This window comes from Kitasatospora sp. NPDC059327, assembly GCF_042752535.1.
GTDB lineage: Bacteria > Actinomycetota > Actinomycetes > Streptomycetales > Streptomycetaceae > Kitasatospora.
In genome coordinates, this window is record NZ_JBHYYB010000065.1 from 18,280 (window position 1) to 38,038 (window position 19,759).

A 19,759-nucleotide genomic window follows, 5' to 3' on the forward strand; every position below is an offset into this window, starting at 1 on the left:
ATGAAGACGCTGGCCCACGTCGTCCGGTTCGAGAGCCTGCGCATGGCGAGGAACTTCGCCCCGGTGTTCTTCGCGCTCGCCTTCCCCGTCCTGATGCTCGGCATGTTCGGCGGCATCTACGGCAACGAGCCGTCGAGCCAGTTCGACGGCCGGGGCACCGTCGACATGTCCGTGCCCGCCTATCTCGTCCTGGTGGTCTCGGTCACCGGGCTGATGAGCTTTCCGCTGGGACTGGCCGAGTACCGGGACCGCAAGGTCCTCAAACGCTTCCGGGCCACACCTGTCGACGCCTCCGCCTTCCTGTTCGCCCAGGGGCTGGTCAACCTCCTGCTCAGCCTGGTGGGCGCGGCGCTGCTGGTCGCGGCCGGCTACCTGTTCTTCGGCCTCCACCTGCCGGCCACCGCCTCCGCCGCCTTCGCCACGCTCGGCGCGCTGCTCCTGGCCACCGCCGCGACGTACGCGATCGGCGGCGTGATCGCGGCGCTGGCGCCGTCGGAGCGGGCGGCGACGGCGGTCGCCAACCTCGTCTACTTCCCGATGATCTTCCTGTCCGGCGCGACCGTCCCGCTGCAGATCTTCCCCGCGGCGATGAGGACGATCAGCGACGCCCTGCCCGCGACGTACGCCGTGAAGCTGCTGCAGCACACCTGGCTGGGCAGCTCCACCAACGTCGCCCTGGACATCGGCGTGCTGGCCGGCGTCCTGGTGCTCGGGTCGGTCGCCGCCGTGCGGCTGTTCCGCTGGGAGTAGCCGCGGTGACCGATGACAACGTCCTCGCCACCGCCTACCTGACCGCTGTCGCCCGCGCCGGAGCCACCTCGGCGGGCCTCCTGCGGGACCCGTACGCGGCCCGCTTCGCCGAGCGGTGCCCGAGCGCCGTCCTCGGCGTCATGCGGCACACCGCCGGACCGTCCGCGGTGGTGGCGCGGACGGTCGCCGTCGACCGGCTGCTGTCCGAGCTGCTGGCCCGCGAACGGGCCGAGGTCTGCGTCAACCTGGGCGCGGGCTTCGACAGCCGCCCCTACCGGCTGGCCTGGCCGGCCGGAGCCCGGGTGGTCGAGGTCGACCACGCGGCCGTCCTCGACGTCAAGGACGCCCTCCTCCCGGCCGCCGAGGCCCTCGTGCCGGTCGAACGCGCCCGCTGCGACCTCGGCGACCTCGACGCCCTCGCCCGGCTTCTGGCGCCGCGCACGACCGGGCGACGGGTCGTGATCCTGGCCGAGGGCCTGCTCACCTACCTTCCGCCGGCCCACCTCACCGCGCTCGCCCGCTGCCTGGCGGGCCTCGGCGCCTCCGCCCACTGGATCTGCGACGTCCTGTCCGTCGACTCCGCCCGCGCCCTCACCGAGGCGGCGCAGTCGGCCGGGACCCGGCTGGACATGTTCGGTCTCACCGACCCGGGCGTCCTCGAAGCCGGCGGCTGGCAGTGCGAACACCTCGAACTCCTCCCCACCGCCCGACTGGCGCCCCGGACCGGCCACACCGGCCACACCCCCCGGACCGCCACCAGCGCTCTCCTGCCGGACGGTGTCCTGACGCTGCGGGCGTCGCCTCCCGCCCGGGACTGAGCCGCCGGGGACTGGGCCGCCTCCAGCGGCACCCGACGAGCGGTGCGGGGCCCGCCAGCCTTCAATGGAACGAGGAGGTACGGACCGGCAGCAAGGACCCGTCACAGGAGCCGAGCCCTCGGAGTGAGACGGATGAACACCCCTGACGACAGCCCGCCGCCCGCGCAGGCGGGGGCGGTGGTCGGTCCCGAGGGGGTGCCTCATCGCGCCGAGAACGACGCCCTGGTCGAGATCCTGTTCACCCAGAGCCGGCTGGGCGTGCTGCTGTTCGACCCGGACCTGCGCCTGCTCCGGTCGGGGCCGCACCCCGCCGGACCGGCGCCGCTGCCCCCCGACGACCCCGTCCCGGAACGTGCCGCGCGGGGGCGCCGCGCGGGCGACCGGCACGACGGCGCGGGTGCCGCGGACCCGCTCGCCGGCGCACGGCCGGCGGATCTGTTCGTGCCGCAGGACGCGGCGCGGATCGAGGAACGGCTGCGGGAGGCGATCACCACCGGTACCGCGTTCCACGACCTCGTGATCCGGGCCCGCCCGGCCGGCCGCCCGGACCGCGACCGCGTGGTGGCCATGTCGGCGCTGCCCGTCATGGCCGGTGGCGTCTGCCGGAGCCTGGCGGTCCTCCTCACGGACGTGACCGAGGAGGAGTGGTTCGCGCAGCGGGCGCGGCTCGTCGGACGGGCGGCGGCGACCCTCGGCATCCCGGTGGACATCGACGGCAACGCCGAGGCCGTGGCCGCGGTCATGGTCCCCGCCTTCGCCGACCTCGCCGCCGTCGACGTGGTGGAGACCGCGGTGGTGGGCGACGAACTCGGAGACCTGGCGAAGGGCACACCGCTGCGCCGGATCGCGGTGGCCTCGGCCCACGGCCCCTGGCCGGACGCGCTGCCCGCCCGCGGCTCCGTGATCCAGGCCACCGAGGAGGAGAAGGGCCGTCTGCTCGACGGGCCGCCGCGCTTCGCGACCGACCCGCCCCCCGCCGAGGACCCGGAAACGGCCGTCCGCGCGCTCCTGCGACGCGTGCCCGGAGCCGGCTCCTGCATGGTGGTCCCCCTGCGGGCCCGCGGACAGGTGGCCGGCTCGCTGACCCTGTGGCGCGGGCGGGAGCGTGCGCCGTTCGAGGCGCGCGACGCCGAACTGCTGGAGATCATCGCCTCCCGTGCCGGGCTCGCCCTGGACAACGCCCGTCGCTTCACCCGTGAGCAGCGGACCGCCGAGACCCTGCAACGCAGTCTGCTCCCCCACCGCGTCCGCACGGTGACCGGTGCGGAGTCGGTCGGCATCTACGTACCGGGGCGGACCCCGGCCCGGACCGGCGGCCGCTGGTACGACGTCGTGCCGCTGTCGGCCACCCGCGTCGCCTTCGTGGTCGGCCGGGTCATGGGGCACGGTCCGACCGCCGCGGCGGCGACCGGACGGCTGCGCACGGCCGTGCGCACGCTCGCCGACCTGGACCCGGCCCCGGACGAACTGATGACCCACCTGGACGACCTCGTGCTGCGGATCGCCGCCGAACAGGACCCCGCCGACCCCGACGGCCTGGTCGAGGGCGCCACCTGCCTGTACTGCGTCTACGACCCCACGACCGGCCGCTGCTCGATGGCGAGCGCCGGACACCCCCCGCCGGTCTCGCTCAGGCCCGGCGGGGAGGTCCGGACCGTGGCGTTGACGCCCGGCCCGGCACTCGGACTGGGGGGATCGCCCTTCGAGCCGGTCGAACTCCCCACCGACGACGGCGACCTGCTGGTGCTCGCCTCCGCCTCGCTCGACGGCGACGCGGCCGGAGCCGTCCCGGTCGGCCCGCTCCTGGACGCGGCGAAGGCGCACGACTTGGCCGACGGAGGGCTCCAGGCGCTGGGGCACGCCATGGTGCGCGCCCTGCTCAGCGACACCGCGGGCGACGACGCCGCCCTGCTGCTCACCCGTCTGCGGCGCACGCCGACCGGTTCGGTCCGCGGCTGGGAGTACCCCGCCGACGAGGAGGTGGTCGCCCGCAGCCGGGCCGACGTCACCGCCGAACTGACCGCGTGGGGTCTGGACGACCTGGTGTTCACCACCCAACTCATCGTCAGTGAGCTGGTCACGAACTCCATCCGCTACGCCGGCGCCCCGATCCGCGTGCGGCTGATCAAGGACGAGTACCTGATCTGCGAGGTGTCCGACCCCAGCCAGACGCAGCCCCATCTGCGCAGGGCCAGGCTCTCCGACGAAGGGGGCCGCGGGCTCTACCTCGTCGCCCAGCTCACCCACCGTTGGGGGAGCCGCTACACGGCGGACGGCAAGACCATCTGGACCGAGCAACGACTGCCCGGGCCGGGGCACGCCCCCGGCTGAACCGCCCGACGAGCACCGGCCCCGTACCGGTGTCCCGCTCAGGTGCGGCGGCCGAAGAGCGGGCCGAGGACGAGTTCGGCCGCGCCCGCGGCGACGGCGAGCCGGCCGGCGGTGCTGACGGAGACCGGGACGGGCTGCCAGTCGGTGTCCGGGATCCGGGCCGCGATCTGTGCGGTGACACCGGCGAGGTAGGTGTCGGGGTCGGCCAGGACCACCCGGCCGCCGAGGACCACCCGGTCGATGTCGAGCAGCCGGACGAGGTTGGCGACACCCACCCCGACCAGGTCGGCGGCGGCGGCGTGGTCGCCGCGCCGCAGTTCGGCGAGGCAGAGCACCTCCAGGCAGCCGCGGTTGCCGCAGTCGCAGAGCGGCCCGTCGATCCGCACGGTCTGGTGTCCGAACTCGCCGGCGTTGGTACGGGTGCCGCGATGGAGGGCCCCGTCGAGGAGCAGGCCGGCGCCGAGGCCGGCGGCGAGGTGGACGTAGGCGAGGCCGCTGCCCGGTCCGGGATCGGTCGGGGCCTCGGCCAGGGCGGCGGTGTTGGTGTCCTTGTCGACGACGACGGGCAGGCCGTGCAACCGGGCGGCGAGTTCGTCGCGCAGGGGGTAGCGGTCCCAGCCGGAGCCGCGGGCGCCGGGCGGCGTGAACCAGTGGAGGATGCCGGCGGTGTGGTCGAGCGGTCCGCGGCAGCCGACCCCGACCCCGAGCAGCCGGGCCCCGACCGGGCGGGCAGCGGCGACGCGGTCGACCTGCTCGACGATGAGGCGGACGGCGTCCGCCGGCGTGATGCCGAGCTCCACCGGCTGGGTGTGGACGAGGTGGTGGTGGCCCGCGAGGTCGACCAGGAGGACGGTCAGCTCGTCGCGTTCCAGGTGGACGCCGACGGCGCAGGCGGCCTCGGCGCGCAGCCGGAGCAGGGTGCGGGGCTTGCCGCCGGTGGAGGCCGCCTGGCCGGCCTCGACGATCATGCCGTCGACCAGCAGCCGGGCGGTGATCTTGCCGATCGCCTGCGGGGTGAGGCCGGTCCCGGTGGCGAGTTCGACGCGGCTGCTGCCCTGCGGGGCGGCCCGGAGCAGGCCGAGGGCGAGGGCCGCGTTGTGGTCCCGCAGTCCGGTCAGATTGGTGCCGGCCGGCCGGCTGCTGCCGGACGGACCGGGGTGCGACGTCGTCATGGGGTCATTGTTCCTGGAACGGCAAGGGGGCTTGCACTTAGGAAACACTGTTGATTAAGTAGGGACATGACTTCCGTGAGCACCCCCGTCGCCCACCACCCCGTCCGGGTCGCCGTGGTCGGCTACGCCCTCGCCGGCGCCGCCTTCCACGCCCCGCTCATCGCCACCACCCCGGGCCTGCGGCTGGACGCCGTCGTCACGGCCGATCCGGGCCGTCGCGCGCAGCTCCGCACGGAACACCCGCGGGCCCGCGCCGTCGACACCACCGAACGGCTGCTCGCCGACCCGGAGGCCATCGACCTGCTGGTCATCGCCTCCCCCAACCGCAGCCACGTGCCGCTGGCCCGCGCCGCGCTGGAGGCCGGACTGTCCGTCGTGGTGGACAAGCCGGTGGCCGGCACCTCCGCCGAGGCGATCGCCCTGGTGGAGCTGGCCGAGGCCCGCGGCCTGATGCTGACGGTCTTCCAGAACCGCCGCTGGGACGCCGACTTCCTCACCGTCCGACGCCTGATCGCCGACGGCGCACTCGGCCGGGTGCACCGGTTCGAGTCCCGCTTCGAGCGCTGGTGGCCGGAGGTCACGGCGCGCTGGCAGGAGTCCGCCGACCCGGTCGAGGTCGGCGGCATCCTCCCCGATCTGGGCAGTCACCTGATCGACCAGGCCCTCACCCTGTTCGGCCCGGCCCTCCAGGTGTACGCCGAGGTGGACACCCGCCGCGACGGCGCCGTCATCGACGACGACGTCTTCCTCTCCCTCACCCATGCCGGCGACGTCCGCTCGCACCTGTGGATGAGCGCGCTCTCCGGCCAGTCGGGACCGCGCATGCGGGTGCTCGGCGACCGCTCCGCCTACACCGTGCACGGCATGGACCCGCAGGAGGCCGCACTGCGCGACGGGCGGCGCCCGGGCCCCGGCTGGGGCGAGGTCCCCGAGGCGGACCGCGGCCTGCTCGGCACCGGGGACGGCACCACCGCGCACCCCTCGCTCCCCGGGGACTACCCCGCCTTCTACGCCGGAGTGGCCCGCGCCCTGACCGAGGGCACGCCCCCGCCGGTCGACCCCCGCGACGCCGTCGCCGCCCTGGTCGTCATGGAGGCCGCCCGCCGCTCGGCCGCCGAGGGCCGCGCCATCACCCTGGCCGACGAGAGCCGCACCGGCGCCCTGGCCGGAGGGAGCTCCCGATGACCGGCGACGCGACCACCGCCCTGATCCACCGGATCGAGGACCAGGAACGCCACCTGCGGCTGCCGCGCTTCGACAACGAGGACGCCTGGCTGCTCGGCACCCTGCTGGTCGGGCTGGCCCGCGCCGAGGGGGCACCCGTGGTGGTGGACATCCGACGCAACGGCCAGCAGCTCTTCCACTACGCGCTGCCGGGCAGCTCCGCCGACAACGACGCCTGGATCCTGCGCAAGGCCCGCACCGTGGACCGCTACGGCCACTCCTCGTACCTGGTCGGCCTGCGGTTCGCCGCCAAGGGCGGGAGCTTCGAGCAGGACTCCCGGCTCGACCCGGACACCTACGCCGCACACGGCGGCGCCTTCCCGATCACCGTGGAGGGCGTGGGAGTCGTGGGCACGGTCGCCGTCTCCGGCCTCGCCCAGGCGGAGGACCACCGCCTGGTCGTCACCGCCCTCGAACGGCACCTGGACCGCCTCGCCGCGCCCGCCTGACCGGGGCACGGGCGCCGACCGGTCCCCGGTCCCCGGTACCGGCCCGGGTCCGGCCACCGCCGTCGTCGTGCGTCAACACCAAGCCACCCGAGCACAGTTCGCCCTCGACATCGGCCAGCAGCTCGCCGCCCTGATGCTCGATCCCGAGTTGGCGGCCGGGGTGCAGCCGGACAACCACGCGGCTACACGCCGGAGGCGTCGGGCAGGATCATCGCGTCATACAGCGGCGAGTCGTCGGCGTGCTTGATCTGGCCGATGATCTCGTAGCCCCACCGTACGTAGGCCCCGTGCGCGGGCTGGTTGTCGATGATGCAGGTCAGCGTCGTCCAGGGTTGCTGTCGTCCGGTGATCCACTCGTCGTGGAGGCGGCGGCCGACGCCCCGGTTGGTGTGGGCGGGCAGGACCATCAGTTCGCGGAGCCATCCGACGCCCCGTTCCTGTGCGGCCGCGCGGAGCTCCTCGGGGCGCCGGTCGCCGAGGGCCTGCCACCAGGCCCGGTCCTCGGGAAGGGTGACGCCGTGGACAAGACCGATGAGAGCGTCGTCCGCAGAGGCGGTGACGCACTCGAAACCGTCCATCTCCAGCGCGCCGCTGAGACGGGCGCGGAAGGAGTCGACGGAGAAGAACGGATCGCCCTGGTAGGGCGGTACGTCGTAGACCCGGGCGTACACCTCGACCAGCTGGTCGAGGATCCGGGCGGTGTCGGTGGCACCGTGGCGTTCCAGGCGGAGATCGGCAAGGGGCATCGGGGGGTCCTCTCTCAGGCCGCGCAGGCGGTGATCAGGTCGACCATGTCACGTGCGCGGGGTTCGGGGTGGTGGTTCAGGCCGGTGGTGGTCCGGTCCACCGGATCAGGGGCTGGTGTGTTGGGTGGCTGAGCAGGCAGGATCGGTGCATGCGGCTTTTGGTTCTGGGTGGTACGTGGTTTCTCGGCAGGGCTGTGGTGGATGGGGCGCTGGCCAGGGGGTGGTCGGTGAGCACGTTCAGTCGTGGCCGGTCCGGCTCGCCGGCGCCCGGGGCCGAGCATGTCCGTGGAGACCGTACGGTGGCCGCCGACTTGCGTGGTCTCGCCAGCCTCGGGCCCTGGGATGCGGTGATCGACACCAGCTCCACCGAACTCTCGCCGCGCGGCGTGCTGTTGAGCGCGCAGGTGCTTCGGCCGCAGGTCCGGCACTGGGTCCACGTGTCGACGGTGTCGGTCTACCAGGGCTGGCCGCACGAGGAACTGACCGAGGACTGCCCGGTGCTGAGTGCCCGGTGGACGCCGACGAGACCTTCGGCTACACCGGGCCTGACGGCTCGCCGACCATCTACGGCTTCCAGAAGGCGGGGGGCGAGAGGGCTGTCGCTCGCGAGTTCGGCGAGGACGTGACGTTCTTGCGTCCTGGGGTGATCCTCGGGCCCGGGGAGTACGTCGGCCGGCTGCCGTGGTGGCTGGGCAGAGCGGCCCGCGGTGGTCCGATCGTGGCGCCGACGCCGGCTACCCGGCGAATCCAGCCCGTGGACGTGCGAGACGTTGCCCGTTTCGCGCTCGACCGGGCCGGCGCGGCCGCGGGTGGCGCCTTCAACGTCACCCACCCGGTCGGGTTGTCGTTCGCGGACTTCCTGGCGGAGTGCCTGCGGGTGACCGGTGGAACGGGCGCGCCGGTGTGGGTCGACAGCGGGGTGCTCGCCGACCACGGAGTAGCGGAGTGGACCGAGCTGCCGCTGTGGCGCACTCACACGGGGGTGTGGAGCGTCCGGTCGGACAAGGCCGTCGCCGCGGGTGCGCGGTTCCGGCCGATAGAGCAGACGGTCCGGGAGACGTGGGCGTGGCTCCAGGGCGGTGGCCAGTTGGTCAGCCACCCTCGGCGCCACGCCCACGGCATCTCAGAGGAGAAGGAGAGCCTGCTCCTCGCCGCAGTGGGCGCGCTCTGACCTGGGCCCTTCAGGCTATGGCGGGCGGAGTGCCGAGCTGGGCGCGGGCCGGCAGGGCGAGGAACTCCTCGACCCGCTCCGTGAGGTCGGCGCGGGGCCGGTCCGGTGCCTCGATCCCGGGCCGGGCCAGATCCGCGCGCAGACCCTGGGCCCGGGTGGTGATGCCCTCCACCCGCCAGGGGGACGGGATGTCGAGAATCGGGCGGACGGCCTCGTCGGCGCCCTCGAACTCGCCGGCGAGGAGGCGAGCCCGGCCGAGGTCGATGGAGGCCTGCGCGATGTCGGTGTCCTCCTGACGCGGCCCTCGACTGCGCAGACAACTTCCACATCGCCAACCGGCATCTCACCGACCATGAACCCGGTGACGTCCGCATCCAGGCTCACCCGCCGCGCCCGATCCGCGACGACATCGCGGCCGGCGTACGGGCGCCCGAGCACGAGCGGGCGCAGCTGCGCCGGATCCTCCAGCTCGGCGCCGAGTACAGCGGCCGGCACGACATCGCGGCCGATCCGATGGCACCCCGTTGGCTCGGTGTCGGTCCGAGGCTCCTGGGGTCCAGCTGAGCGCACTGTATGCCCACCATGTCGATATGGGCGGCCGAACCAGGCCACCCGTCCGTCAGCAGTTGACGGATCATCACGGCGTACAGCGGCGAGTCGTCGGCGTGCCCGGTCCCTACCGGGCCACCGCCACGACCTTGAAACCGGCCGGCAGCTCGCCACCCTGGTGCTCGACCCCCGGCATGGAGAGCGTCCAGCGATGATCACAACTGGTGCTTTCAGCGCTACACAGCGCTGAAAGGGGGTACCGTCCCGTGCACACGGGCTAAGGCGCGCACGGGACGGAGTACATCATGGCACTACCGAGCACCATCAGCATCGGACAACGCATCAAGGCGTACGAGGACGAGCGCGGTTTCAGCCACCTGATGCTGGCCCAGCGCGCCGGCGTCTCCTACAGCCTCCTCACCAAGGTGGTCACGAACAAGCTGCCACCGACCCCCGGCTTCATCAACGCGGTGGCCCGCGCACTGGGCGTCGAGCCCGCCGATCTGATGCCGGCCCCGACGTACAGTGACGGCATGCCCGCCGACCCCCTTGTACCGCTCATGGGACCCATCCGAACCGCGCTCGACCTCTTCGACCTCCCGCCCCAGGAAGGCATCCGGCCCAGGACCCTCGGCGCACTGCGGACGGCGGTGAAGCAGATCAACGCCCTCGCCCAGGCCGCGGAGTACAAGCCGATGTGCCGGATGCTTCCGGGGCTGATCGCGGAACTGCACACTGCCGCGCACGAGTTCACCGGTGAGCAGCAGCGTGATGCCTGGGGCCTGCTGGCCGAGACCTACCGGTGCGGCCACTCGGTGGGAATCGCGATCGGCATGACAGACCTGTCCGCCACCGCTCTCGCTCGCATGGACTGGGCGGCCCAGCGTGCCGGAGACCGCGCCCCGGGCCTTCGCGCGGCACGTGAGTACCTGCGGGTCACGGCCTACCTGCGTGAACAGGACCTGGACGCCTGCCGCCGACTCCAGGCCGCCGGCCGCGCTCACCTCGAAGGCACGGACCCCAAGACCCCGGGAGCGCTCGTTGTGACGGGTCAGCTTCACCTCGGTTCGGCAGTGGTCGCGGCACGCTCCGGCGACAAGGACCTGATGGAGCACCATCTGGGGGAGGCCGGCCGGGTAGCGGCCGTCACGGGCGAGACCGGTGACTTCTCCCTTCACTTCGGCGCGACGAACGTGGGTGTTCACAGGGTGATGACGCTCGTGGAGTCCGGACAACACGCCAAGGCGGTAGTTGCGGCCAAGACGGTTCGCTTCCCGGCCGGGTGGGCGCCGACCCGGATCGGCCACCACCACATCGACCTGGCCCGCGCCAACTTCTGGCTCGCGCGCCCCGAGGCGGCGCTCGACCACCTCGATGCCGCGTACGAGGTGGCTCCCCAGCAGGCGTCCCGCCACCCCCTGGTACGCGAGACCGTCACGGGCCTGGCCCGGTCGACCGGACGGCGAAACGCTCGCCTGTCAACCTGGATCGTTCGATCCGGAGTGTGACGATCTTTCACTTTTTGTGAAAGCCAAGGGCTTTCATCGACGGCAAGCTACTGAACAGGGCCGGTGCGGGGAAGAATCCCCGCCCGGCCAGCCGCCGCGGCGCTGTTTCCCGCTCAGCTGTCGATCCCCATGGAGCCCACCATGGCACCCGCTTCGCCCTCACCGTACGACCAGGCGTCATCACCGGACCGGAAGCCCTCGGGGGCACCTCAACGCCGATTGCAGCTGGCCAACGCGGCCAGCGGATGGGGTTCGACGACCACGGTGGTCGCGACGTACGTCGTCTCTCCCGGCCCTGGCCGGCCCTCCCTGCAGTTCTCGGACTGCAGGAAGGCCGCTGAACGGCGCGGTTGGACCGTCGCACGGGAGTACACGGACTACCGCCCCGCCGGCTTCGAGCGCCTCGATCTCGGCGAGCAGTGGGCGCACATGCTGCGGCTGGTCGAGACCGGCCTTCTCGACGGTGTCGTCGTCCACGACCTCGCCACGGTCGCGCGCGACGAGCAGGACTACCGCACCCTGGTGAACTGGGCCACCGACCACTCCACCTTCGTGCTGTTCCTCGACGGGGCCCGGTACGGCCGAGACCATCTGATCGGCCGCCGGCCCGCGGCGCCGACCAGGGCGGCGTGATGCCCACCGAGGCCGAGCGGGCCGCCGCCCGGTTCAAGGCGGCTCTGGTGCTCACCGGCTGCTCCTGGCCGACGGTGGCCGCTTCCGCCTGGCCGGCCGGTCCGGACCGGGTGCCGCTGGTCGATCTCGGACACGGGCCCGCGCCTCTGCTCGACCAGCTGTCCGCCTGGATCGAGCGGCACGCCGATCCGGCCCACCGGTAGGGACGGGCGCGGTGGTTCAGGTGCAGCTGCTTGTCGTCGCCCATGCCTCCCAGGCGCGGGGCCTGCGCGAGCGGGTCCTTCGTCAGCTGGCCGGTTGGGGCATCACCGACGACGCGGACACGGCGAACACCGTGCGCGTGGTAGTGAGCAACCTGTTCGCGGCCGCGCTGCTGCACGGGGTCCGGGGGCAGACGGTCACGGTGCGGCTCTCCGCGGTCTGCGGGGAGCTCACTGTGGAGATCCTGACCGGCGCGACCATCCACCCCCGCGACCGCAGGCGCAGCACGGTTCGTGGCGACCGGCTGCCGGCCGTCCTGGCCGTCTACGCCACGGACAGTGGCGTAGACGACCTTCCCCGGGGCCGTGCCTTCTGGGCCACGGTCCCGGTGCCCGAGCCGTGCGACAGGCGCAGGGCCGCGCGCGTCCGCTGCCGGCTTGGGCTGTCCGCCCGGGTACCCGTCCGTGGCCGGGCCTGATCCGAAGACCCGTCGACCACCCCGCATCCCGAGAGGACCAACGTGCACGTCGTTCCGTCCGCCGTCCCGCCCGCCAACCAGGCCGGGCTGCGCTGGCTCGCGGGGTTCCACCGCGACCGGGCCGCTTGTCTGGACTCCTGGGCGGCCGGGGGTCTGGCGGAGATCCCGCTGGTCCACCTCGCGGCGGTGCAGGTGAGCGCCACGATCGGGATCCGGGCGCTGCGGCGGCTGGAGCCGATCGGGCCCGTGCTGCACAGCGTCGGCCGCGGCACGGTGGAGTTCTTCGTCGCGCCGACCACGATGGTCGTCGATCGGCCCGGGGTGCGGGTGCTCACGCAGGGGTCGCTGCTGTGCCCGCCGCCCGGACGGGCCGTGGAGCGGCGCAGGGCGCCGGTGTGGCTGGCCCCGCCCGACGGCGTCGGGCGCCTGATGGACATCCGCCGGGTCCTGGACGCGGTGGCCGCGCAGTACGCCTTCTTCGCCACGCTCCCGCCGGACTACGGCGCGCCGGCGCCGTGCACCGCCGTCGGCACGTGGTCCACGACCGCGGCCGTCGCCTTCGTCGCCGCCGGCCGAAGAGCCACCGGCCGGACATCCTGAACTCCTGGGGACCGGGCAGCGGCTCTGCCCGGCCCCCAGGTTCGAGTCCCGCCCGTCACCGGGGCGGGCCGCGGAAGCAGCGGTGCGCCCCGTGGGCGCGCCCTCGCTCACCGCAGGCGCCGTCGTCGTCGGGACGACGAGCGCCGGTTCGCCGCCGCGCCCGGAGGGGACGCGGCAGCGAACCACGGCGGCCGGCCGGTGCCGGACGGCACATCAGGCGGGGCCCGGATACAGGGACGGGCCGGGCCCCACAACGCGACAACACGTATCGAGATCGAGAGGACGCGCGGGTGGCATTGGGCGACGAGGCGGCGGTGACGGCACTGCCGGAGGCCGGGCTGGTACCGGCGCCGGCCGCAGAGGACCTTCTGCCGCGGGTGAGCGCCGACGAGGCGCGCCGGCTCATCGCCGCGGACCTGCGCCGCTGGGGCGGCGCGGACCTCCTGAAACCCACGACCGACCTACTCGCCCAGGCCTGCGCCGACCTCGCGCTCACCGGCGTCCACCTGGGCCTGGCCCGCGACGCGCTCACCCTCCTGACCGAGTGCCGGGACTGGCTGGACCACGCCGCCGACCTCGAACTCACCGACGCCGACCCCGACCACGCGCTGGACGCGCTGCGCCGGGTCTGCGGGGCGCTGCGCGCGACGTCGGCACGGCTGGCGACGCGCCCCTGAGCGCCGTGCGCGTCCCACCGCGCACGGCACCGGGTGGGGTCCTGCCGGAAGCCGGGACCCCACCCACCCATCCACCCCTTCTTCCACCTTCCTTCTGGAGACCACGTGACCGAGGCCCGCACCGCGGCCTACGACGGCGCCGACCAGGGCGCGTCGCGCCTGTACCGGATCCTGGGCCTACTCCCGTCCGCCACCACCGCCATCCACCCGGCGATGGCCGGCGCCGCCGCCGGCCTGGACCCCGCCGCCACGATCGAGGCGCTGGACGTCCTCGTCGCCCAAGGACTGCTCAGCCACGGTGTCGACGGCGGGCACCGCTTCGCCAGCCTGCCCGCGCGCCGCCACGCCGCCGCCCTCGCCGAGAGCACCGACACCCCCGCCACCCGCGCCCGCGTCATCCGCCGGGCCCTGGACTGGCTGCTCACCGAGGCCACCGCCGCCTCCCGCCGGATCGACCCGACCCGCCGCACGGTCGATCCGCCGGTCACCTTCCCCCCGGCCCACCGCCTGGGCCTGTCCACCACCACCCAGGCCAGGGCCTTCCTCGCCGACCGCGGCCCCCACCTCACCACCACCCTCACCCTCGCCACCACCCACCACCGCGCGGCCGTGCCCTACCTCGTCCACGCCTGCTGGCCCTACTACCTGCGCGACGGTGACCACAGGGTCACCGTCGCCCACCACACCAAGGCACTCAGCACCGACACCGCCCTACCCCTCCTGCTGCGCCGTGAGCTCCTCGGGGCCCGCGCGACCGCGCTGCGCGCGCGGCACCTCTTCCCCGCCGCGCTGGAGGACGCCCACGAGGCCCTCGCCCTGGCCCGCCAGGACAGTGACCTGGCCGGCATCGCCCAGCACCAGCACGACATCGGCGCGACCCTGCACGAGGCCCTCGCCCACGACCTCGCGAACGTCTACCTCGCCCGCGCCCACCAGGGCCGCACCGCCCTCGGGCGCCACCGCGACGCGGCGAACACCCTCCTGACCCAGGGCGTCGTCTACCTCGACCTCGGACTCCACGCCGACGCCGTGAAGCGCCTGCGCACCGCGGAGGAGGCCCTGGCGGCCCAGGGCGACCGCTACAACGCGGCGCGGGCCCGGGCCTGGCAGGGCCGCGCGGCCGCGCTCTCCGGCGACCACGAGCAGGCCACCCTCCTCCTCGCCGGGGCGATGGTCACGTTCAGGGCCGAGGGCGGCCGACTGTGGCAGGCCCGGGTCCTGGTCTGGCAGGCGGAGATCGCCGTGGCCCGGGGACACGCCGGACGGGCCGCCGGCCTCTACCGCCAGGCCGCCGACCTCTACCAGGGCTACAGCCCCACCGATCACGACCGCGTCAGTGCCGCGCTCACCCAGCTGACCGGATGACCCGCACCGGATCCCCGGCCACCGCCCGAACACCGACCAACGACGAGACGAGAACCGTGACCCCCGCCCTCACCATCTACAACGAAGCCGACAGCTCCGATGCGGTCGCCGAACGCGTCGAACGCCTCCTACGCGTGGCCGCGCCCCTCGCCGAACGCCACTCCCGTCTGCCCCTGCCCACCGAGATCACCGTGTCCCTGGTCCACCCGGACGGCTTCGTCGACCTGATGGCCGAACACGCCGAAGCCGCCGGCCACCGCGCGGCCGCCACCTTCCCCGACGACTCCACCGAACGCGCCGCCCTCCTCGCGGGGATCGAGGGCGGCCGTACCGCCACGGGGACCGGCGCCGCCCGGTCGTGGCCGGGCGTCCGGGCAGCGACCGCACTGCGCCTGGACGGCAGCCTGGAACTGGTCGTCATCCCCGCCGCGCTCTCCGCCACCCGCGCCACCGACCGCAACCTGGTCGGCGCGTTCACCCACGAACTCACCCACTGCGCCCAGCTGCGCATCTGGCCGACCATGCCGTGGCAGCACCTGATATCCGGCGCCCGCGTCCAGGTCGCCGGCCTGCCGCAGGACCAGACCGTGGCCTCCCAGTACGTCTTCGAGGGCCACGCCCAATGGGTCCAGCGCAACGCCATGGTCGAGTACTGCGGCCAGGCCGAGATCGACCGGATCGACGGCGAGCCCGTCCCGAGCAACCTGCTGCTCCTGGGCCAGGAGCAGCTGCGGGCCCGGCGCGGCCCGTACGACGTCGGGGAGGCCTTCATGGCCGCGCTCGACGACCTCGGCGGCCACGACCTGGTCCTGCGCCTGCTCACCGACCCCGACCAGCTGCCCACGATCGCCCAGATCACCGGCACCGACCCGGCGGTCCTCGCCAAGACCTACGCCGACACGGCGGCCGGCTGACCCGATCCTCTGCCGTCCGGGGAAGACATGTGCGGCGGCAGACGGCGGTGCCCACCGGGGTCCCGGGTCCTGGGGAGGGCCCGGCCAGGGTGCCTACCGCCACACCGGTAACGGCCACCCGGCCGCGATCCGGAACCACCTGCTCGGCGGGTGCCCAAGGTCAACCGCAACACCGCGGGGGCACCGGAGCAGGGGCCCGGGGAGAGGCACCCTCTCCCCGGGCCACCCCCTCACCGTCCAGCACGCGGCCGCCGGCCCGGCCGCACCGCCCCTGACCTTCTACGGAGTCCCCCGATGTTCCCCGCCCCGCCGAAGACCGGCCGGCCCTGCCCGCGCTGTGGCGCCGTACCGACCCTGGACGCCCAGTGCCACCGGGTGCTCGCGCTCCAGGCCCGGGGCCTGACCCACCGGGCGATCGCCGGCCGCCTCCGGTGGACGACCGAGACGGTCGGCGCGCTGGCGGGCCGGGCCCGCCGGGACCTCGGTGCGACGACGGCCGCGCACGCCGTCGACATCGCCTGCCGCACCGGCCCTGCTCGTCCCGCCGCCCGGCGACCAGGCCGTCGCGGCCCGGGTCACCGGCGGCCAACTGACCGCCGTCGAACCCATCACCTGCGGCCTCAGCGCCGCCGAGGCCGCCCGGGCACTCGGCATCGGCCGCCAGACCGTGACCGGGCACCTGCGACTGCTCTACGCCCGCGTCGGCGCCCGCACCGCCGCCCACGCCACCTACCTGCTGCACGGCCTGCGCCGCCTGCCGCCCGGTCACCCGTGCCCGTGCCGCGGCCGCGGCGGCGCGAGCGCGAAGGCGCCGGTGCACGTCGCCTACCGCCACCCGGTCGGCTGATCCGTCGACATCGAGGTGAGCTTGATCGTGGACGCGGCCGGCGCACGGGTGTGCTGCCCGCGCTGCGCAGGGACGTGCTTGGCCCTGAGCGGTCGTCAGCAGGTGGTACTCCGCCTCGTGGCCCTGCGCTGGACGAACCCGCGGATCGGGCGCCACTTTCGGCGCGGCGAGGAGGAGGCGAAGCAGTGGGTGCGTTCGATCCGCGGTCTCCTCGGCGCGGCAGACCGGACGCAGGCCGTCGACATCGCCTGCCGGGCGCGTCAGCGGCCCCGGCCCACGATGGCCCCGCCACCGCCCGCGGGCCTGACGCCCGCGTTGGTACGGATCGGGGCTCTGCGCGCCGGCGGGACGAGGGTGCGCGAGATCGCGCGGCGGACCGGGCGCAGCCCGGACACCGTGACGTCCCACCTGCGGAACCTGCACCGCCGCCTCGGTGTCTCCAACGGCGCGCACGCGGTCTACCGGCTGCACCAGCTCGGCTTGTTGCCGGCCGGATACCCGTGCCCGTGTTCCGGGGCCGTGGCCGCCGGGGCGCGGGTGGGCGGGGTCAGGTCGTCGTGGCCTTGGCCCGCATCTGGGCCAGAGCGAGGTCCAGGCGTGCGGAGGTGACGCGGGAGGCCAGGGCGGTCGCGGAGGCGGCGTGGTGGTCGGCTTCCTCGCGGGCGCCCTGGAGGTAGAGCACGGTGGCCAGGCGCGCGCCGACCAGCGCCTTGACGCGCGCGCGGGAGGTGTCGGTGCGTTCCTCGGCGGCGCGCAGGGTACGGACCAGGTCCGGGGCGTGGCGGCCGGTGGTGATCGCCATCAGGAACAGGCCGTAGCCGGTGTCGCTGCTCAGCTTCTCCGGGGTGATCGCCCAGGTCCACGCCGGGCCGCTGTGCGGGTCGGTGGAGCGGGCGTAGATGCCCTCGGCGGCGTTCATGCAGCGCAGCACCTGCCCTTCGTCGCCTTGGAGCGCGTGGGCCTGGGCGCGTACCGCTTCCACCATCGCGAGCGCGGCGCACGACAGGTTGCCGTCGACGGCCGCGTCGGCCAGCGCGAGGGCCTGGGCGGGGTTGCGTTCCTGGATCTCCTGGCGGGCGAGGTTGGTGGTCAGGTGGCACAGCGAGTCGGCGTCGCGGGCCTCGCGCGCGGCGTCGATGCCCAGGCGGAAGGTGGGCCGGGACTGGCCGCTGAGACCCGCGTCGAAGCTGGACCAGGCACCGAGGTTGGCGAGGTCGGCGATCACGCCGCACAGGCGTCGGCGCACGGCCGGCGTCATGGAGGCCTTGGTGAGGCCGAGGGCCCGGTTGAGGTCGTCCAGGGCGTAGAAGCGCACCGGGGCTCCGCCGCTCTGGCGGTCGAGCGCGCTGAGGGCGCGCACCCGTTCCTGGACGGCGTCGAGGTCGTCCATGCCGAGCCGGCTGGGCGCGGAGGCGAGGGAGGGGACCGGGACGAGGCCGGCGAGGGACCCTGCGAGGAGCGTGCGGCGTTGCGAGGTCCTCACCCCTTCGGGCAGTCGGGACTTCCGGGAGTACAGGCCGAGCTCGGCCGCGGTGGCCACGCCCAGGACGTGGCACAGGGCGTTGCGGACGTCCCGCCCGGGCCAGGTGACGTCTCCCGTTTCTAGTCGGCTCAGCTGCTTCGCGTCAAACGCCGCATGCCTCACCGTCCGCTTGTTCGAATGCTCCTGACGTTCCCTCAGATCGCAGAGGCGGGCCTGGACCTTGGCCGCCACCTGCTCCTGAGTGAGCTCGGCCAGCAGGCGCACCCGCCGCAGCCTCTCGTTCACCACGTCGACCCCCCCACAGGTCGGTCCGTCGAGGAAGAGCCGTCACCGTAGCAGCCGACCGGGCGCCGGCGAATCGCCCGTTCGGGAGAAGTTCGAGGCCCCAAAATGGGGAGCAATCCGAGGTGTTGGCGCCCGGGCCGGCGCGCTTTCATGGCTCCCCCAGCTCATACGGGCAGCGGCCGGCCACCGGCCGTGCCGCTGCGGTACCGCGAGGGGACACCTATCGTGAAGTCGCACACCACCCACCTGCCCGACCGCGGACGCCTGCTGACGTCCACCCGGCCCATGCCCGACTTCGAGGTCGTCGGATCGCACGGACCGTGGCTGTACCGCGCCGACGGCACCCGGATCTTCGACGGCTCCAGCGGACTGCTGTGCGTGAACGTCGGACAGAGCAGCCCGCGCGTCCTCGCCCGGATCGAGGACCAGTTCGCCAAGTTCACCTACGGGGGCGCCGCCGTCGTCCAGCCGCACATCCAGCTGGAGCTGGTGGAGCGCCTGTGCCGGGCCGTCACCCGCCCCGCAGACTCGGTCGCGCTGGTCACCTGCGGCACGCTCGGCGTGGAGGTCGCCATCGGCCTGGCCCGCAGCATCACCCGGGCCAGGAACGGCAAGAAGCGCGCCGACATCCTCACCAGCGACCTCAGCTACCACGGGATGAGCGCGCTCACCCTCGCCCTCGCCGGCAACCACGCCCGCCAGCCCCGCCCCGACGACGCGATGGGCCTGGCCCCGGCGTTCCCCGCCCCCTACCCGCCGACCCACCCGCACGACGACGGGCGGGCCTGCACCGCAGAGTGCGCCGAGGAGATCGCGAAGGCGATCGACGCCCGCGGCGCGGACAACGTCGCCGCCGTCCTGCTGGAACCCATCAACGGCGCCACCGGCGGCGCGTACCTGCCCCCGGCCGGGTACCTGCGCCGCGCGCGGGAGATCTGCCGGGCGCGGGACGTCCTCGTGATCCACGACGAGGTACTCACCGGCCTGTGGCGCACCGGCACCCCGCTGGCCGGCCAGCACTGGGACGACGCCGAACCCGACATCGTCATCCTCTCCAAGGGCCTGGGCGCCGGATACACCCCGGTGGCGGCCGTCCTGGTGTCGCCCGAGCACGCCCCGATGATCCGCCACCCCGACGCCGACCCGCTGCCCGCGATGGGCACCATGGCCGCGCACCCGCTCATGGCCGCCGCCTGCCTCGGCGTCCTGGACGAACTGGAGGCCCTCGACCAGGACGCCCTGCGCGCCAGGGGTCACAGGCTCAGCGAGAGCCTGCGCTCCCTGACCGACCTGCCCGCCGTGCGCGAGGTACGGGGCGTGGGCCACCTGTACGGCGTGGAGCTCGCGCCGGGCCTGCTGTGGCCGCTGCTGCGCGAGGCCGAGCGGCGCGGGGTCTTCCTCTACCCCTTCACCGGGGCCGGCGACCCGAAGTCCGAAGGACTGGTCGTCGCCCCGCCGCTGACCTCCACCGACGACGACATCACCTTCCTCACCGCGGCGCTGACCGACGCGGCACACGCCCTGATCTGACACAGGCCGGACACACCCGGCCGCGAAC

The 19,759-nt window shown here is 74.0% G+C and carries 21 protein-coding genes; 17 read left to right on the forward strand and 4 right to left on the reverse strand.

Annotated features, from left to right (window positions below; genetic code table 11):
• The 3 genes from ACFXHB_RS30865 to ACFXHB_RS30875 all read left to right on the forward strand — a co-directional run bounded on the left by ACFXHB_RS30865 (nt 1) and on the right by ACFXHB_RS30875 (nt 3,899).
• Nucleotides 1-750, forward strand: a complete 750-nt coding sequence (locus ACFXHB_RS30865; RefSeq protein ID WP_380577971.1) for an ABC transporter permease — start codon at nt 1-3, stop codon at nt 748-750.
• 5 nt (nt 751-755) lie between these two features.
• The gene (locus ACFXHB_RS30870; protein ID WP_380577972.1) at nt 756-1,568 is read left to right on the forward strand and encodes a class I SAM-dependent methyltransferase; all 813 of its coding nucleotides are present in this window, start codon (nt 756-758) and stop codon (nt 1,566-1,568) included.
• Between the two features lie 132 nt (nt 1,569-1,700).
• Nucleotides 1,701-3,899: a SpoIIE family protein phosphatase gene (locus tag ACFXHB_RS30875; protein WP_380577973.1), complete on the forward strand. Its 2,199-nt coding sequence runs from the start codon at nt 1,701-1,703 to the stop codon at nt 3,897-3,899.
• 38 nt (nt 3,900-3,937) lie between these two features.
• Here ACFXHB_RS30875 and ACFXHB_RS30880 read toward each other — a convergent pair whose 3' ends face one another.
• Nucleotides 3,938-5,071 carry an ROK family protein gene (locus ACFXHB_RS30880; protein WP_380577974.1) on the reverse strand — a complete coding sequence of 378 codons (1,134 nt, stop codon included), beginning with the start codon at nt 5,069-5,071 and terminating at the stop codon, nt 3,938-3,940.
• A gap of 66 nt (nt 5,072-5,137) precedes the next feature.
• Between ACFXHB_RS30880 and ACFXHB_RS30885 the strand changes: the two genes are divergently transcribed.
• Entirely contained in the window at nt 5,138-6,256 is a 1,119-nt protein-coding gene (locus tag ACFXHB_RS30885) for a Gfo/Idh/MocA family oxidoreductase (protein ID WP_380577975.1), read from the forward strand.
• Complete coding sequence (locus ACFXHB_RS30890) at nt 6,253-6,744, forward strand: heme-degrading domain-containing protein (RefSeq protein WP_380577976.1); 492 nt, start codon at nt 6,253-6,255, stop codon at nt 6,742-6,744. The genes ACFXHB_RS30885 and ACFXHB_RS30890 overlap by 4 nt, the downstream gene beginning before the upstream one ends.
• Nucleotides 6,745-6,926: 182 nt before the next feature.
• Here the strand turns inward: ACFXHB_RS30890 and ACFXHB_RS30895 are convergent, their stop codons facing one another.
• A complete protein-coding gene (locus ACFXHB_RS30895) occupies nt 6,927-7,490 on the reverse strand; it encodes a GNAT family N-acetyltransferase (protein WP_380577977.1) in 564 nt (187 codons plus the stop codon).
• Nucleotides 7,491-8,001: 511 nt separating this feature from the next.
• Between ACFXHB_RS30895 and ACFXHB_RS30900 the strand changes: the two genes are divergently transcribed.
• Nucleotides 8,002-8,661, forward strand: a complete 660-nt coding sequence (locus tag ACFXHB_RS30900; protein ID WP_380577978.1) for an epimerase — start codon at nt 8,002-8,004, stop codon at nt 8,659-8,661.
• 10 nt (nt 8,662-8,671) lie between these two features.
• Here ACFXHB_RS30900 and ACFXHB_RS30905 read toward each other — a convergent pair whose 3' ends face one another.
• A complete protein-coding gene (locus ACFXHB_RS30905) occupies nt 8,672-8,833 on the reverse strand; it encodes a hypothetical protein (RefSeq protein WP_380577979.1) in 162 nt (53 codons plus the stop codon).
• 682 nt (nt 8,834-9,515) lie between these two features.
• On the opposite strand from ACFXHB_RS30905, the gene ACFXHB_RS30910 reads away from it, so the two are divergent.
• From ACFXHB_RS30910 to ACFXHB_RS30955, 10 genes are all read left to right on the forward strand, one after another.
• Nucleotides 9,516-10,718 (forward strand): helix-turn-helix domain-containing protein, encoded by a 1,203-nt coding sequence (locus ACFXHB_RS30910; protein ID WP_380577980.1) that lies wholly within the window; start codon nt 9,516-9,518, stop codon nt 10,716-10,718.
• A gap of 141 nt (nt 10,719-10,859) precedes the next feature.
• A complete protein-coding gene (locus ACFXHB_RS30915; protein WP_380577981.1) occupies nt 10,860-11,351 on the forward strand; it encodes a recombinase family protein in 492 nt (163 codons plus the stop codon).
• Nucleotides 11,351-11,554 carry a hypothetical protein gene (locus tag ACFXHB_RS30920; protein WP_380577982.1) on the forward strand — a complete coding sequence of 68 codons (204 nt, stop codon included), beginning with the start codon at nt 11,351-11,353 and terminating at the stop codon, nt 11,552-11,554. Before ACFXHB_RS30915 ends, ACFXHB_RS30920 begins: the two co-directional genes overlap by 1 nt.
• 20 nt (nt 11,555-11,574) lie before the next feature.
• Nucleotides 11,575-12,030, forward strand: coding sequence for a hypothetical protein (locus tag ACFXHB_RS30925; RefSeq protein WP_380577983.1), 456 nt, complete (start codon nt 11,575-11,577; stop codon nt 12,028-12,030).
• 42 nt (nt 12,031-12,072) lie between these two features.
• Nucleotides 12,073-12,630 (forward strand): hypothetical protein, encoded by a 558-nt coding sequence (locus tag ACFXHB_RS30930; RefSeq protein ID WP_380577984.1) that lies wholly within the window; start codon nt 12,073-12,075, stop codon nt 12,628-12,630.
• Nucleotides 12,631-12,920: 290 nt separating this feature from the next.
• Nucleotides 12,921-13,307: a hypothetical protein gene (locus tag ACFXHB_RS30935; RefSeq protein ID WP_380577985.1), complete on the forward strand. Its 387-nt coding sequence runs from the start codon at nt 12,921-12,923 to the stop codon at nt 13,305-13,307.
• Between the two features lie 105 nt (nt 13,308-13,412).
• Nucleotides 13,413-14,672, forward strand: coding sequence for a hypothetical protein (locus ACFXHB_RS30940; RefSeq protein ID WP_380577986.1), 1,260 nt, complete (start codon nt 13,413-13,415; stop codon nt 14,670-14,672).
• Nucleotides 14,669-15,586, forward strand: coding sequence for a hypothetical protein (locus ACFXHB_RS30945; protein ID WP_380577987.1), 918 nt, complete (start codon nt 14,669-14,671; stop codon nt 15,584-15,586). Before ACFXHB_RS30940 ends, ACFXHB_RS30945 begins: the two co-directional genes overlap by 4 nt.
• Nucleotides 15,587-16,070: 484 nt before the next feature.
• On the forward strand, nt 16,071-16,433 hold the full coding sequence (locus ACFXHB_RS30950; RefSeq protein ID WP_380577988.1) for a hypothetical protein: 363 nt from the start codon (nt 16,071-16,073) through the stop codon (nt 16,431-16,433).
• Nucleotides 16,434-16,712: 279 nt separating this feature from the next.
• The gene (locus tag ACFXHB_RS30955; RefSeq protein WP_380578002.1) at nt 16,713-17,042 is read left to right on the forward strand and encodes a response regulator transcription factor; all 330 of its coding nucleotides are present in this window, start codon (nt 16,713-16,715) and stop codon (nt 17,040-17,042) included.
• On the opposite strand, the gene ACFXHB_RS30960 is transcribed toward ACFXHB_RS30955, so the two are convergent.
• Nucleotides 16,981-18,204, reverse strand: coding sequence for a hypothetical protein (locus ACFXHB_RS30960; RefSeq protein WP_380577989.1), 1,224 nt, complete (start codon nt 18,202-18,204; stop codon nt 16,981-16,983). The genes ACFXHB_RS30955 and ACFXHB_RS30960 overlap by 62 nt on opposite strands.
• 222 nt (nt 18,205-18,426) lie before the next feature.
• Between ACFXHB_RS30960 and ACFXHB_RS30965 the strand changes: the two genes are divergently transcribed.
• Entirely contained in the window at nt 18,427-19,731 is a 1,305-nt protein-coding gene (locus tag ACFXHB_RS30965) for an aspartate aminotransferase family protein (protein WP_380577990.1), read from the forward strand.
• Nucleotides 19,732-19,759 lie beyond the last annotated feature (28 nt).